16 protein-coding genes are annotated in these 16,181 nt (G+C 31.6%); 14 read left to right on the forward strand and 2 right to left on the reverse strand.

The window, feature by feature from the left end; genetic code table 11:
• The first annotated feature begins 36 nt into the window (after positions 1-36).
• Entirely contained in the window at positions 37-402 is a 366-nt protein-coding gene (locus ABD816_RS16470) for a DUF3887 domain-containing protein (RefSeq protein WP_344929245.1), read from the forward strand.
• Positions 403-491: 89 nt separating this feature from the next.
• A complete protein-coding gene (gene smpB, locus ABD816_RS16475) occupies positions 492-959 on the forward strand; it encodes an SsrA-binding protein SmpB (protein WP_344929246.1) in 468 nt (155 codons plus the stop codon).
• Positions 960-987: 28 nt separating this feature from the next.
• On the opposite strand, the gene ABD816_RS16480 is transcribed toward smpB, so the two are convergent.
• On the reverse strand, positions 988-1,560 hold the full coding sequence (locus tag ABD816_RS16480; RefSeq protein WP_344929248.1) for a nucleotidyltransferase family protein: 573 nt from the start codon (positions 1,558-1,560) through the stop codon (positions 988-990).
• A gap of 62 nt (positions 1,561-1,622) precedes the next feature.
• A complete protein-coding gene (locus ABD816_RS16485) occupies positions 1,623-2,270 on the reverse strand; it encodes a protein-L-isoaspartate(D-aspartate) O-methyltransferase (RefSeq protein ID WP_344929250.1) in 648 nt (215 codons plus the stop codon).
• A 144-nt stretch (positions 2,271-2,414) separates the two neighbouring features.
• Between ABD816_RS16485 and ABD816_RS16490 the strand changes: the two genes are divergently transcribed.
• The 12 genes from ABD816_RS16490 to ABD816_RS16545 all read left to right on the forward strand — a co-directional run bounded on the left by ABD816_RS16490 (position 2,415) and on the right by ABD816_RS16545 (position 15,585).
• On the forward strand, positions 2,415-3,377 hold the full coding sequence (locus ABD816_RS16490; protein WP_344929252.1) for a Gfo/Idh/MocA family protein: 963 nt from the start codon (positions 2,415-2,417) through the stop codon (positions 3,375-3,377).
• A gap of 153 nt (positions 3,378-3,530) precedes the next feature.
• The gene (locus ABD816_RS16495) at positions 3,531-4,418 is read left to right on the forward strand and encodes a 3-hydroxyacyl-CoA dehydrogenase family protein (protein ID WP_344929254.1); all 888 of its coding nucleotides are present in this window, start codon (positions 3,531-3,533) and stop codon (positions 4,416-4,418) included.
• The gene (locus tag ABD816_RS16500; protein ID WP_344929256.1) at positions 4,411-5,124 is read left to right on the forward strand and encodes a DKNYY domain-containing protein; all 714 of its coding nucleotides are present in this window, start codon (positions 4,411-4,413) and stop codon (positions 5,122-5,124) included. The genes ABD816_RS16495 and ABD816_RS16500 overlap by 8 nt, the downstream gene beginning before the upstream one ends.
• Before the next feature lie 3 nt (positions 5,125-5,127).
• On the forward strand, positions 5,128-5,748 hold the full coding sequence (locus ABD816_RS16505) for a M23 family metallopeptidase (RefSeq protein WP_344929259.1): 621 nt from the start codon (positions 5,128-5,130) through the stop codon (positions 5,746-5,748).
• The gene (locus tag ABD816_RS16510; RefSeq protein WP_344929260.1) at positions 5,748-6,359 is read left to right on the forward strand and encodes a hypothetical protein; all 612 of its coding nucleotides are present in this window, start codon (positions 5,748-5,750) and stop codon (positions 6,357-6,359) included. Before ABD816_RS16505 ends, ABD816_RS16510 begins: the two co-directional genes overlap by 1 nt.
• A 4-nt stretch (positions 6,360-6,363) precedes the next feature.
• Positions 6,364-7,611 (forward strand): DUF1015 domain-containing protein, encoded by a 1,248-nt coding sequence (locus ABD816_RS16515; protein ID WP_344929261.1) that lies wholly within the window; start codon positions 6,364-6,366, stop codon positions 7,609-7,611.
• Between the two features lie 65 nt (positions 7,612-7,676).
• A complete protein-coding gene (locus tag ABD816_RS16520) occupies positions 7,677-8,333 on the forward strand; it encodes a YggS family pyridoxal phosphate-dependent enzyme (RefSeq protein WP_344929262.1) in 657 nt (218 codons plus the stop codon).
• Between the two features lie 45 nt (positions 8,334-8,378).
• On the forward strand, positions 8,379-9,752 hold the full coding sequence (locus tag ABD816_RS16525; protein WP_344929271.1) for an exonuclease domain-containing protein: 1,374 nt from the start codon (positions 8,379-8,381) through the stop codon (positions 9,750-9,752).
• The gene (locus tag ABD816_RS16530) at positions 9,745-11,715 is read left to right on the forward strand and encodes a DUF3857 domain-containing protein (protein ID WP_344929264.1); all 1,971 of its coding nucleotides are present in this window, start codon (positions 9,745-9,747) and stop codon (positions 11,713-11,715) included. The genes ABD816_RS16525 and ABD816_RS16530 overlap by 8 nt, the downstream gene beginning before the upstream one ends.
• A 40-nt stretch (positions 11,716-11,755) precedes the next feature.
• Complete coding sequence (locus ABD816_RS16535) at positions 11,756-12,580, forward strand: ion transporter (protein ID WP_344929265.1); 825 nt, start codon at positions 11,756-11,758, stop codon at positions 12,578-12,580.
• Positions 12,573-13,487 (forward strand): tRNA (adenosine(37)-N6)-dimethylallyltransferase MiaA, encoded by a 915-nt coding sequence (gene miaA, locus ABD816_RS16540; protein WP_344929267.1) that lies wholly within the window; start codon positions 12,573-12,575, stop codon positions 13,485-13,487. The genes ABD816_RS16535 and miaA overlap by 8 nt, the downstream gene beginning before the upstream one ends.
• Positions 13,488-13,647: 160 nt before the next feature.
• Positions 13,648-15,585 (forward strand): right-handed parallel beta-helix repeat-containing protein, encoded by a 1,938-nt coding sequence (locus tag ABD816_RS16545; RefSeq protein ID WP_344929269.1) that lies wholly within the window; start codon positions 13,648-13,650, stop codon positions 15,583-15,585.
• The last annotated feature ends 596 nt before the right edge of the window (positions 15,586-16,181 follow it).

The following is a 16,181-nucleotide window of genomic DNA, read 5'->3' on the forward strand; positions in this document are numbered from 1 at the left end:
TGATACCTATTTTAACAAACTTAAAATTTAATAAAAATGCAACTGATACATCACACTCTTTTACTTTTTGCTGTATTAATGACATCTACATTGGTAGCGCAGAATACTGCTGCATATGAATCTACATTACAAAAATTCCAAGAACATTTTAATGCACAAGAAACCGACGCTATTTTTGAATTATATAGCACACAGGCACAAGAAGAAATGACTAAAGAAGGAATTACTCAATTCGTTAAAGGCTGCTATGGTCAATTTGGAAACCTTAAGGAATTTATATTTATTGAAGAAGTAGAAAATGTATATAGCTATTCTATACTCTTCGAAAAAGGCACTTTACTTATGGATATTCAACTTGCACCTGATGGAAAAATAACAACTATTCAACTACAAGAACCATAGTTAAAACAATCATTTACAAACAGTACTTTCTTTAAAGAAAGCTTTTGTACTTTTGTCATTGTTGCGGATAGACGCAATAAAATACTATTATGAATAAGAATAAGAATAAAATCAATATACTGAATAGAAAAGCCAAATTCGAATATGAATTTTTGGATAAATATACTGCTGGTATCAAACTAGCTGGCACAGAAATTAAAGCCATCAGAGAAGGGAAAGCCGGGATCGCAGAAAGCTTTTGTGAATTCCATAATGGAAGGGAATTGTTTGTAATTAATATGAATATAGAGGAGTACTCTCATGCCACATATTTTAATCACAGTCCTAAAAGTGAACGAAAGTTACTCCTTAACAAACAAGAATTAAAAAAATTAGAGAAAGAAGTGAAAAATTCAGGACTTACCATTATCCCTACCCGATTATTTGTTAATGATAGAGGATTAGCTAAGCTGGATATTGTTTTAGCACGTGGTAAAAAGCTATATGACAAAAGGGAAACTATAAAGGATAGAGATAATAAACGTACATTAGATCGCATTAAGAAAGATTATAAGTAGATCTAAGAACTCATTCAATTACTATAAGTTATTTTTTAAGCACCATATTATTTGTAGTATTTATTTCTAATCTGTTCCATTTTTGTATCCAACCTTTTTTCTTAACCCTCTCATTATAAGTAGTCAAATCAAAGTGAGGAGTAGGATTTACTGTAAGATTAAATAAATCTTCTAAACCATAGGGTGCAATATATCTTATTTGATTTTTGGCGTTGAGTCTTACGGCTAGAGAGGTGGCTGTTTCTGGCCAAAATGAAATTGCTTCATTACAATCTGTATATTGATTGTGTTTATTTTTGATATGCATCCTGGCCTGATTTTTTACAGACCAATTTAATATGGATTGTTTTATCTTTAATTTATTTTCTATTAATAAATCGCATTCTTTAGATGATTTTGAATGATCATAATATATGACGTCAATATCATTAAGTTTTGTTCTCTTTTCTCCATGTAAATGATCCCATATTTTATTTCTAACAAACCCTGCTCCAATCCAGCAATCGTTTAGATTTAAATCCCTGACAAGTTTCAAAACTGCAATCATCCATGCGTCATTATAGATGATTTCTTTAAAGTATCTATCTAAATTCTGATCCATTTTTTTAATTGACAATCCATCTTTTTCCTTATGGTAAAAATGGACTTAAAGACTACCTTTACTTAGTTCTTATCCTCTAACAGTGGTACAAAACGAAACTCTCCAAACTCACGTTTCTCAAATTCTTTTTCACTTTTGCGAATAAAAAGTGTCATTACCTGAGGATCATTACCTACCGGAATTACCAGGCGCCCTCCAATAGCTAACTGACTTAATAATGGTTTAGGTACATACGGTGCTCCAGCCGTAACAATAATTCCTTTATAGGGAGCATACTCTACTAATCCTTTATAACCATCGCCAAAAGATAAGTGCTTTGGTCGATATCCTAATTTAGGTAAAAACAGTTTTGTTTTCTTAAACAACTCTTGCTGTCTCTCTATACTATACACTTTAGCGCCCAACTCACACAGAACAGCAGTTTGATATCCAGAACCTGTTCCGATTTCTAATATTTTATCACCTCGTTTTACTTCTAATAACTCGGTCTGAAAAGCGACAGTAAAAGGCTGAGAAATAGTTTGATCAGCACCTATAGGGAAGGCTTTATCCTGATACGCGTGATCATCAAAGCCAGAATCCATAAATAAATGCCTTGGGATTTTATTTATAGCGGCCAGAACCTCACTATCTTTTATTTCTTTTTTGATTAATATATCAACCAGTTGTTTTCTTTTACCGGCATGTTTGAGCGTATCTTTAGATTTCATTGGTGTCGTTTAGCTCGCTAAAATTACATAAAGATTTTAAAGATTGACAAACTATTATGCCTTTAGATTGATTATTTGACATTTTAGAAAGAATTAAGATTCATAATTTATAAATAATACTATTTTTGTGTAAAATATTACAATATGCTCAAAGCCGGTATACTTGGCGCAGGACACCTGGGAAAAATTCATTTACGTCTTTTAGAACAATCAGAAAACTATCAACTTATAGGATTTTTTGATCCGAATGAAAAACATGCGAAAGCTATTACAGAAGAATTTGGTTATCAACAGTTTAATTCTTTACAAGAATTAATTGATGCCGTGGATGTGGTAGATATTGTCACTCCTACTTTTGCTCATTTTGATGTAGCAAAACAAGCAATTGAAGCTGGTAAACATGTATTTATTGAAAAACCAATTACCAATACGGTAGCTGAAGCTGAGGAACTTATAGCATTGGCAAAGAAACACAATGTAAAAGGTCAGGTGGGGCATGTAGAGCGTTTTAACCCGGCATATACTGCTGTGGCAAGTAAAATTGACAATCCTATGTTTATTGAAGCTCATCGCCTTGCCGAATTTAATCCGCGTGGCACTGATGTACCTGTAGTGTTAGATTTAATGATCCACGATATTGATGCCATTCTTAGTGTAGTACATTCTGAAGTAAAAAATATTAGTGCCAGTGGTGTATCAGTCATTAGTGAAACTCCGGATATCGCTAATGCCAGAATTGAATTTGAAAATGGATGTGTTGCCAATTTAACAGCAAGTCGTATTTCACTTAAAAATATGCGAAAAGCACGTTTCTTTCAGAAAGATGCATATATTTCTATAGATTTCTTTGAAAAAAAATGTGAAGTGGTAAAAATGAAAGATGCTCCAAAAGAGCCAGATGATTTTGCTATGATTCTTCAAAATGCAGAAGGTATAAAAAAACAAATCTATTTTGATAACCCTGATGTTCCTTCTAATAATGCAATATTAGATGAACTGGATACATTTGCACTAGCAATACAAAATGATACCACTCCTATCGTTTCATTAACACAGGGAAAAAAAGCTTTAGAAATAGCATTAAGAGTAATTGCTTGTTTTAAATAATGCATTTTTAAAAAAAATATTTCTGATCGCAAACAGACCAAGGCTGTAATGAATTAATAACTATCTAAACAAGTATCATATCAGCTACATATATTGTCAACATAATTTTTAGATTATAAATAGTAAGTTAACACACAAATAATACTATAAAAAATGAAAAATATAGCAGTAATTGGAGCAGGAACTATGGGAAATGGTATTGCACATACGTTTGCTCAAAAAGGCTTTAAAGTTCAGTTAATTGATGTTTCTCAAGACGCATTGGATAAAGGGTTAGCAACTATTTCCAAAAATCTTGATAGAATGGTGGCAAAAGAGAAAATCACAGCAACAGATAAAGACGAGACATTAAATAATATCACCACATTTACCACGATTAAAGAAGGTGTAGAATATGCTGGATTAGTAATTGAAGCTGCTACAGAAAACGTTGACTTAAAATTAAAAATCTTTAAAGAATTAAATGCAGCATGTCCGGAAGACACGATTCTTGCTACTAATACTTCTTCTATTTCTATCACGCAGATCGCTGCTGTTACAGATAGACCTCATATGGTAATCGGTATGCATTTTATGAATCCGGTTCCGATCATGAAACTGGTAGAAATTATAAAAGGATACAACACTTCTGATCAAGTGACTCATACGATTATGGAGCTATCCAGAACCTTAGACAAAACTCCTGTAGAAGTAAATGATTATCCTGGATTTGTTGCCAATAGAATCCTGATGCCAATGCTCAATGAATCTATAGAAACTTTATATAATGGAGTAGCCGGCGTATCAGAAATTGATACAGTTATGAAATTAGGGATGGCACATCCCATGGGACCACTACAATTAGCAGATTTTATTGGTCTGGATGTATGTCTTTCTATTCTTAATGTAATGTATGAAGGTTTCAAAAATCCAAAATATGCTCCTTGTCCTTTACTTGTTAATATGGTCACCGCTGGTAAATTAGGTGTAAAAAGCGGAGAAGGGTTTTATGATTATTCAGAAAACAGAAAAGCAGAAAAAGTAGCAAAACAATTTGAGTAATAAAAACCTTATAAAAGTCGGGCAATTCTTACTAATTTGTATTTCTTTATGGGGATGTAAGGATGTGATAGTATATAAAACTGATAGGAATAATTCTTCATTACCAAATACTTCACAAATTAATACTCAAAAAAAAGTTACTCAAGAAAACCTAACCAGACGTGAACGAATTCTGAAAACAAAAAGAATTGTTGATAGCGCTCATAAAAAAGCGGAATGGCAAGAGGTACGGGATGGGTTGTGGAAAAACAAATTCGATGATATTGGTTTTAAGACAAGAGAAGTAACTGAGGAAGGTATTTTTATTACCCGATATATCACTCAATTATGCTGTGATGGTATGTACTTAAAAGAAGTTATTGATACCAATTCATTTAGATATTTAGGCAGTTCATTTTATAAAGACAAAAAAAATATTTATACACATTACACTACAGCTAGTGGAGGTAATTTTAGCATTGTTGAGGATGCTGATCATAATACATTCAGAGTACTAGGTGACTGTTATGCAAAGGATAAATACAATATCTATGGAGAACGGGCGATGGTTATGGATCATGTAGATTATAAAACCTTCAAAACCAAAAAGGGAGTTGGTTGTTTTGCAAAGGATAAGAACGGGTATTATTTTTGGGGTGATACCTATACACCATCTTCCGATTCTGACAAAGAAAGTCTCTTAATGATCAATAAATTAAATGAATAATACATGTACAAATTTATATTGATAACTTCATTTCTTTCTGTTTTGTGTATAAAAGAAAAAAAACTGGAACGATCTCATCAAGAAATTGTAGAAGCTACTCCTACTCCATTATCTACACAAGATCCATATACATTTTATGACACTATTTTTAAAGAAAACCCTGAATATATAGCAGATACTTTTGATTTTCCTGTGGGAAAACCTAACGGAAAAGGATATTATAATGCATTAAAATTTGGAAAAAACGCACATCTGGGAGATGATTGGAACGGCGTTGGTGGAGGAAATACTGATCTTGGAGATTCAATTTATTCGATTGCTAATGGCTATGTATCCTTTGCTGAAGATATTGGTGGTGGCTGGGGTAATGTGATACGGATTGTACATCGATATAATGGCAAATATTATGAATCTTTATATGCTCATTGTGATACTATAGTAATTAAAAAGGGAGGTTTCATAAAGAAAGGAACATTAATAGGTACTATTGGTAATGCGCACGGCATCTATATGGCACATTTGCATCTGGAACTGAGAAGCAATATCTTTATGGATATCGGTGGTGGTTATGCTACAGATACAACCGGGTTTTTAGATCCCACTCAATTTATAAAAGAGAATTAATGACTAAATTAATTATAATTTTATTATCTGTATCAACGTTACTAACCTCAGATATTAAAAAAAGAGAACTGAGTTATTCAATAGTAATCGGTGGAGCTGATCTTATTGTCGAAGGGTTTATAAAGAAAATTCAAAAAAATCAAGGTGTTTGGGATGATAGCTATGAATTGGAGATTACCGATGCTTTAAAAACTAATACAAGTAGAAAAACAATCAATGTTGAGATGTTTAAAGAATGGACTTGTGACTTTAGAAAACGACCGTTTGCAATGAATCAAAAACTATTACTTTTTCTCAAAGAAGGTGGTAATGGCTCTTATCAGATTATAAATGGAAGTACCGGAGAGTTGATTATTGAGAAAGACACTATTGTTAATCCGATAAGAATATTTAGTTATAGATCACAAAATTACCAAATATTTAAAGAAGCTGTGCAAATGTTTGCTGATTCTTATGAATACAAAGGACCGTTATATAAATATGGAAATGAAAAAACACCTTTCAAAGTAATCAAATCAGAAAATGAAATAAAAAAAATGCAAGGTAAAAATACATTGTTTGAAGTTTTAACCAGAGACCTGATACGTTACTATAACAATACTAATAACTAATTGTATGGCAATCATAAAACCATTCAGAGCGGTACGCCCCATCAGAGATAAAGTCTCTTTAGTAGCATCCAGATCATACCAAAGCTATACAGAAGAGGAAAGAAATTCCAGAATGAATTATAATCCATATTCTTTTCTTCATATTGTAAATCCCGGATATAAATATCAGAAAGAAATCTCTGGCGAAGAGCGTTACCAATTAGTTCGTAACAGGTATCTGGAGTTTATAGAAGAAGAAACTTTTATTAAAGATGAAGACACTTGTTATTACGTCTATAAAATAATAAATCGTGAGCAAGAATCGTTTTGTGGTATTATCGCTGCTGCCAGTGCGGATGATTACGCTACTAATGTGATTAAAAAACATGAAGATACACTAACTAATCGCGAGACCACGTTTAAAGAATACCTAAAAACAGTAGGTTTTAATGCAGAACCTGTACTTCTTACCTATCCTGATAATGATACAATTAAAAATGTTATAGGAACTATTATTGAAGAGCGAGCAGAATACGAATTTACAACAACCAACAGAGAAACACATTACGTATGGAAAGTAACTGACCAAAAACAGATTACACGAATACAACAAGCTTTTCAATCCATAGAAACCATTTACATTGCAGATGGTCATCACAGAACCTCTTCTTCATTCTTACTAGCACAGGATTTAGCCTCTAGTAATCCACAGCATCAGGGAACAGAAAACTATAATTTTTTTATGAGTTATCTGATTCCAGAATCCGATCTAAAAATTTATGAGTTTAACAGATTGATTAAAGATCTAAACGGATTTTCAAAGGAAGAGTTTTTAATTCAATTAGATCCATGGTTTAGAATAGAAAATCGTGGAATTGAAGTATATAAACCATCAAAACCTCATCATTTTAGTATGTATCTGGATGGTGAGTTCTATTCTTTATATTTGAGAAAAACAAATTATGAGTTTAAGAATGCTTTAGAAGAACTGGATGCTCAAATATTATATACTATTATTTTAGATCCTTTATTAGGCATAAAAGATTTGAGAAATGATAGTAGAATTGAATATTCTCATGGCAAAGAGGATATTGTATTGGTAAAAAGTAAAATTGATCAAGGTGAATTTAAAGTCGGTTTTGGCTTATTTCCAGCAACTGTAGATCAGATGAAAAATATTGCTGATCAAGGATTAACAATGCCACCCAAGAGCACTTATATAGAACCAAAACTAAGAAGTGGAATTACAATTTATGAATTTGGTGATTTTTAAAAAAGAAAAGAATGAAGACACACACTATAACTTTCTGTTTAGAAAATTAGGTATCTTTACAACTTATGAGTGCTATAGAAAAAAAACTGCAACACATACTAAAATCCATCCCAGAAGAAGTAACATTAGTCGCTGTATCTAAAACAAAACCTATATCTGACCTGATGGAAGCATATACGGCAGGGCAGCGAATTTTTGGTGAAAACAAAATTCAGGAAATGACAGATAAATGGGATCAAATGCCCAAGGATATTATCTGGCACATGATAGGTCACGTACAAACAAATAAGGTGAAATATATGGCTCCTTATGTAGACACCATTCATGCTGTAGATAGTATGAAACTTCTGAAAGAAATTAACAAACAAGCTGCCAAAAACAATAGAGTCGTTAATTGCCTGTTACAAATAAAAATTGCGGCAGAAGAAAGCAAATTTGGACTTAGTGAAACTGAGGCAATCCAATTAATACAAGCAGAAGAAATACAGCATATGTCTAATATTCGTATCACAGGATTGATGGGAATGGCTACTTTTACTGATGATCAAAAGCAGATTAAAGACGAATTCGATATGATAAAATCTCTTTTTGATACCCTAAAAACAAAATATTCAGAACTAAACACATTGTCAATAGGGATGAGTGGTGATTATCAACTTGCTATAGATTGTGGGAGTACTATGGTCAGGATAGGTAGTTCTATTTTTGGAACCCGTAATTAAACATAATAAAAATAGAATAATACAGGAGATTACCAGTAACGAATGATGTACGCAATTTTAGATATAGAAACTACAGGAGGAAAATATAATGAGGAAGGAATTACAGAAATTGCAATATATAAATTCGATGGACATGAAGTTATCGATCAATTCATCACCTTAGTTAATCCAGAAAAACCTATACAACCATTTGTTGTAAACCTCACGGGTATTAATAACGCCATGCTTCATAATGCACCAAAATTTTTTGAGGTAGCAAAAAGAATTGTAGAGATTACAACGGATTGTGTTATTGTGGCACATAATGCTAATTTTGATTATAGAATCTTACGAACTGAATTCAGTAGGCTTGGATTTGACTATAAAAGACAATCATTATGCACAGTCGAATTATCTCAAAAATTGATTCCTGATCAAAAATCATATAGCTTAGGGAAACTGGTCCGAAACCTTGGCATCCCTTTATCAGACAGGCACAGAGCTTCAGGAGATGCGCAGGCAACTGTAAAACTTTTTAAACTTTTATTATCAAAAGATCTAGAAAAATCTATTATCTCAGCAACTGTACGTAAAGACACTAAAAAGAAAGTGGATGATAAACTCCTTAAATTAATAGAAAGTGTACCCTCAGAAACCGGAGTTTATTATATGCATAGAGAAGATGGCAAGGTTATTTATATCGGGAAAAGTAAAAACATCAAAAAACGCCTGACTCAGCATTTTACAAATGATAATAAGAAATCAAAAAAAATACAAGACGAGGTTATAACTGTAACATACGAAATTACCGGAAGCGAACTAGTTGCTTTATTAAAAGAGAATGAAGAAGTAAAACTAAATCGACCCAAATATAACAGAGCACTTCGCAAAATCAAATTTGACCACGCATTATACCAATTTACAGATGATCACGGTTATATAAATTTAAAAATTGACAAAGCAGATGGACGCAAGCCTAATATAACAACCTTTACTAACGTCCAACAAGCCAAATCCTTAATGCATCAATGGACAGAAAAATATCAACTGTGTTTACAATTAGTAGGATTAGAAAAGGGCGATAGTAATTGTTTTAAATATACAATAAAGGAATGTGAGGGAGCTTGTGTTCTAGAGGAACCCTCAGCAACATATAATATACGTGCACAAGAATTGATACAAGCCAATTCTTTAGAAAATAAAAACATATTGGTGATTGACCGAGGTAGAACTGTCGGCGAAAAAAGTATTGTATTAATTGAAAACGGAAAGTTTGCGGGAATTGGTTTTTATAACCTTAATCACCAGGTCAATAATATAGAGATTTTGCGCTCTATTATTACCCCGATGAGCCACAACCGAGATGCTAAACATATCATCCAGAGTTATACCCGTAAAAACAAAAGATTAAAAATTGTTACACTTTCTCCAAATGAATAAAAAACTACTTCTACATTACTTTCTCTTTTTCTCATTAATATTACCAGCTCAGGAGAGTTACAACTATAAAAACATGGTTGTTAGCAAGGCTGACCTTGCTAATACCACTTATAAAAATGATAGTACTGCGGGAGCATTGCATATATTCGAAAAAGGATATAGCAGAATAGAAAATGGCAAAAACTATAATCTACTAACAGATTATAAAAGAAAAATAAAAATACTCGATAAGGAAGGCTATACCAAGACTAAAATCGAAATTCTGCTTTATAAAGATAAGAACAATAAGGAAAAACTAAACAATCTAATTGCGCACACATTTAATCTGGAGAATGGAGAAATTGTAAGTACAAAAGTAAAAGAGAATGATATTTATGAAGAAGAGTACAATGAAAATTATACGCTGGTTAAGTTCACTTTTCCAAATATAAAACCCGGATCCGTAATACGCTATTCATATCAACTAGAATCACCATTTGTATTCAATTTTAATGGATGGGATTTTCAGGATGATATTCCAAAATTGTATAGTGAATATATTACCGATCTACCTGGGAACTATACATACAATATTAAGTTAATTGGCCCATTAACGTTAAGTACTAATGAATCTTCTATTATCAAAAACTGCTTAGAAGGAGGAAGAGGAGGTTCTGCCAGCTGCTCACATAATATTTACGCTATGAAGGAAATACCTGCCTTCAGGGAAGAACAATATATGACCGCCAAAAAGAACTATTTTTCCCGAGTACAATATGAACTAAAAGAGTTTAAAGGTTTTGATGGAAGTAATAAAAAATATACAGAGACCTGGAAAAGTGTTGATAGAAAGATTAAAGAAAATCCTAACATCGGTATACAACTAAAAAAAGCAGGTATCACCAAAGCAATTTTACCCGATTCTATAACCATGGCTCCTAATACGTTGGAGAAAGCTAAAAGCATTTATTACTACATCAATACTACATATGCTTGGAATAAAAAGTTCACTATTTTCAATGATTTAAGCATAAAGAAGGTAATTGAGACAAAAACAGGAAATGTTTCAGGAATTAATATTCTGCTTCATAACACTTTACAGCAACAAGGTTATGAAGTGCATCCCGTTTTATTATCCACCAGAAAAAATGGATATCTCACTAAATTACATCCCGTAATTTCTGATTTTAATTATTTAATCGTACAATTAAGACTGGGAGAAAAAACATATTTATTAGATGCTACAGAAAAAATGCTTCCTTTTGGTGATGTTCCTTACAGATGCCTTAATCAACAAGGAAGGCTCATGGATTTTAAAAACGGAAGTTCATGGATTGATATCAAGCCTACCATGAGATCTTTTTACTATTACAAAGAAAATTTAAAACTTACGATAACAGATAGCATTTTTGGTGATCAAGAATTTGTGTATGGTGGATATCACGGGCTTGCAAAGCGTAATTATATCAATGAAAGTTCTGAGGCTTCCTATATCAAAAATATTAAAGAGCAAGATGAAGAAATTAAGCGCACCAATATCACTATTAAAAACAAAAATCAGTTAGAAAAACCTTTTATAGAAAAAAGAACTATTCATTATCCTTTGAATCAAACTGAGGGATTAATTTTTATCAATCCTTTTACTAAGCCCTTTTTTGATGAAAACCCATTTAAGTTAAATGAAAGAACCTACCCTATTGATTTTGGATATTCGGATTCTTACACCTACACTATTAATCTAGAAATACCCAGTGGATATGAATTTATAGACATTCCAAAAAGTGTGAAATATTCTTTGCCTAATGAATCAGGATCTCTGAAATTACATTTTAACAGAACTAATAATCAACTATCAATTAATCACATAATTCATTTTAGATCACCATATTATTCTACTGAATATTATACCTATTTAAAAAAATTCTTTAACCTTATAATTGATTTAGAGAACAATACAATCATAACTGTAAAAAAAGGAACATAAATTTTTAGTATTTTAGACAACCATAAATTTTAAATAAAAAATGTCGAATAAAACCTGGAAACATAAGCTACATGAAATTATATATGAAGCAGATACACCTGCTGGCAAATTATTTGATGTCGTTCTACTTATTCTTATCATCTTAAGTATTGTTTTTGTCATGATGGAAAGCGTAAAGGGGCTTTCTGCGCAAACCTACACCTACTTATATTATGCAGAGTGGGTTATTACTATATTTTTTACTATAGAATATATAGCAAGAATCATTTCTATAAATAAACCAAAAAACTATATTTTTAGCTTTTATGGTATTATTGATCTTTTATCAACTATTCCATTATATCTTTCCTTATTTATAGTAGGTTCAAGTGCTTTATTAACCGTTAGAGCGCTCAGATTATTACGAATTTTCAGAATATTAAAGATTTCCCGATATGTTGGCGAATCTAATCGCCTAGCTAAAGCTATAAAAGATAGTAAAGCTAAAATCTTTGTATTCCTATTTGCTGTCGTTGTTGTTTGTATTATATCGGGAACCTTGATGTATATTATAGAAGGAGAAAAAAGCGGTTTTAAAAGTATCCCTATTAGCGTATACTGGTGCATTGTTACACTAACTACTGTTGGTTATGGAGATATAGCTCCAGTAACCCCTATAGGTCAATTACTTGCTGCTATTATTATGATCATGGGATATGGAATAATTGCCGTACCCACAGGTATTGTAAGTGCTGAGTATGCTGCTAGCCAAAAAGCTGCCATTGTTCATATAAACTCTCAGGTTTGTACAAATTGTCATTCTAACAAACATCAGGACGGAGCTAAGTTTTGTAATAAATGCGGACATACACTATTTAATGACTAAAAATCTTATTGTCATCACCGGCCCAACTGCTATTGGAAAAACAGCATTAAGTATTCAATTAGCGAATCATTTTAATTGTGAAATCGTTTCTGCGGATAGTCGGCAGTTTTACAAGGAAATGAGAATTGGTACTGCGGTTCCAACACCAGAGGAATTAGCAATGGCGCCACATCAATTTATACAAAACAAAAGTATTATCGATACATATACTGTGGGTGCTTACGAAAAAGATGCGTTACAGAAAATTGAAGAATTATTTATAGATCACAACTACGTAATTCTTGTAGGTGGTTCTGGTCTGTATGTTGATGCTGTTACCAGAGGGCTAGATAATTTTCCTACTGTTGATCCTAAGGTGAGATTACAACTAAAGGAAACATATCAAACTGAAGGAATCGAACCCTTACAACAACAACTAAAAATATTAGATCCTATATATTATAATAAAGTAGATTTACAGAATACACACAGAGTAATGCGTGCACTGGAAGTGTGTATCAGCAGTGGACATATGTACTCATCTTTTCTCAACAAACCTCTTAAAAAAAGACCTTTCAATACTATAAAAATAGGAATCAAAGCAGAACGACAGATTATATATGATAGAATAAATCAGCGGGTTGATCTTATGATGGATGAAGGATTATTAGATGAGGTAAAGAGCTTGACACCTCATAAAAACCTAAATGCCTTGAATACGGTCGGTTACAAGGAACTTTTCGCTTATTTAAATAATAAATGGGATCTAAATACTGCAATATCCGAAATTAAAAAAAACACCAGACGTTTTGCCAAGAGACAACTTACCTGGTTTAAAAAAGATCTGGAAATACAATGGTTTGATTATCAGGACCCATTGGAAAAAATTACGCGATATATAGAGAAAAAGGTATCAAAAAATATGTAGTTGTCTATGCTTGTTTATTATAAGATAGTACTTGACTCTTATCTTTTCTATATGCTACTTAAAATAATAGGGGAATAAATTATTATTATTAATTACGTAACATTTTATCGATTCAAGACATAAACTAGTAATATTTTACATTATGATAGCATAAACCTCTATGAAAAAATCAATTAATTACATATTATTATTCTTTTTGATTCTAAGTGCCTGTAGTAAAAGCGATGAAAGTACAGACAAAGAACCTGAACCAGAAGAACCGGTAATTATAACGGCTACTGAACCTTGTTTAATATCAGATTTTGATGTTCTAGAAAACAGCACAATTGTAATTAACTGTTTATTGGATTTAGAAGGACAATATGTAGCTATCCCATCTGGAGTAACCTTTATATTTGATGGCGGAGATATTGTTAATGGAACACTTAACTTTTCCTCTGCTGGTAAAATTGACGATGAATTATTAAATTCTAAATTGACACTAGAAGGCGATGTACAATTAATAGGAAATCAATTTGAATTAATAGCGTCAAGGTGGGATATAATAGAAGGTAATATTACAAGTGAAGTAGCTGAAAGTAATAAAATTAAAATAAATGAATTATTGGTATCTATAGATTCATTGGTTATAGAAAGAGAAGTAGATTTTGTCATAAATAGTTTAGATGCTTATTTTAAAGTAGATGGGTTTGATCATAATAATAACTCATCTGTCAGAGAAGGAATTGTAATACCAAGTGATTACAATTTACTATTATCAGATATGGTATACTTCAGAATGTATCCTAATGATAATCAGAAACCTACTTTAATGTTTATTGGAGACGGCGTGGAAAATATCACAATTACTGGAGGTAATTTTATAGGAGAAAGAGATGAACACGATTATTCTCAAGGAGCTCAAGAATGGGGTCATTTGTTGCGTATAGGTGGTGCAAACAATATAAGAATAAGTGAAGCTGAATTTGTTGACGCAATGGGGGATGGAATAGATGTTCATGGATATGGACATTCATTTGATCCACATCATATTGCTAGTACAGAAGTATATATTATAAATAATACATTCAGAAGAAATAGAAGAAATCAAATATCTGTAACTGCAGGAAATCATATATACATAGAAGATAATAACTTTATAGATTGTAGTATCCATACAGATGGTTCACAAGGCGTTGCTCCCGGTTTTGCTATTGATGTAGAGGCATATAGAGCTAATGGTTTAGAATATGAAATTGCAGAAGATATCTATATAAAAAACAATATAGAAAGTGGTAGTAGAATTGGTGCGTTTACAATTCATACAGGAGATAGAGTAACTATCGAGAATAATACCGTAGAAAGTTTTATTTCATATTCAACCACAATCGGTAGTAAAATTAACAACAACATTATTAAAGGTGTTACAGATTTTCATCTTAATGGAGGAGTTGCAATTTGGGCAGGAAGATATGATAGATATGAATTAAATTATAATAACGAAGTAATTGGTAATACAATTGAAAATTACGGTACTGGTATACTAGCTACAAATGTTGATCTTACAGTAGGTGATAACAAAATATTAGAATGTATTAATGGAATTACTTTAGAAGAGATTAAAGACTCAGACTTTTATGATAATTTTATTCAAAGTAGTTTGGTAAATTCTGCAGGTTATCTTTCAGGTGCTGCAGCAACTTTTATAGATAATGTTACAATACGACAAACAGATGAAGAGTCTATTTTTATAGATGTAAATAGAGAGCCTTTTAAATTTTTTGGCATAAATAAAGAAGCAGAATACTCAGATTATACAATAACAATTGATAACAATAGTGTAACCTCTCCTGGAACATCAACATTAGCCTCTAGAGGTATTATATTTACAAATAATTTAATAAAAGAAGGAGGTATAAGATTAGCTAGTGCAGAAAACACGAATATTACGAAAAATGTAATCACTACGACTACGGCAAATGCAATAAGAATTGATAGTGGGTGTTCTGATATAGATATCACAAATAATATGCTTACAACAACAATGTCGTGTATTTTTGAAAATAATATAGATGGCGTAAATATTCAGATGACAGGAAATGTTTGTAATGAATTATAAATGATTAAGATGAAAATATTAACCTCAACATTGTTAATCTAAACACTCTTTTTACCTCTTATACTAAAGAAGATAACGCTCATATTAATCCAGAAAATCCACAATCAGCCAATAATAACTGTAATACAATCTTATTTACTATTGGTATTGATAAATATAAAAAAAGAAAATATAGTCTTCAAAAACCGTCTAATAGATTAATAAAGATAAGCTATACAAGTTACATGAAGTATAACATTTGAATTTGATCGTAGACAAATTTTTAATGGGATACTTAACTCTTTTCCTCTAACTGTAAAATAGATGGAGAATTAGCTCATTCAGGATTGACGGTTCATGTGATATAAATATATCTGGAAACTTATTTGAAAGCACGAATGATAAATCTTTTTACATAGGAACAACAATTAACAATTAGTAGTGTTCCATAAATTGTGTAAACAAAAAAATAGGCAAGAAATTAATGACTGGTAGTATCTCACCAAGTGTGTAAAGTTTAAAATACGGAGGTCGCGACCTCCGTATTTTATTTTTTATTAACTTTAAATTTTATGCACTTATGAAGAAAGAAGATTTCATTACCGAGGATTTTTTGA

The organism is Aquimarina addita (assembly GCF_039539305.1).
GTDB lineage: Bacteria > Bacteroidota > Bacteroidia > Flavobacteriales > Flavobacteriaceae > Aquimarina > Aquimarina addita.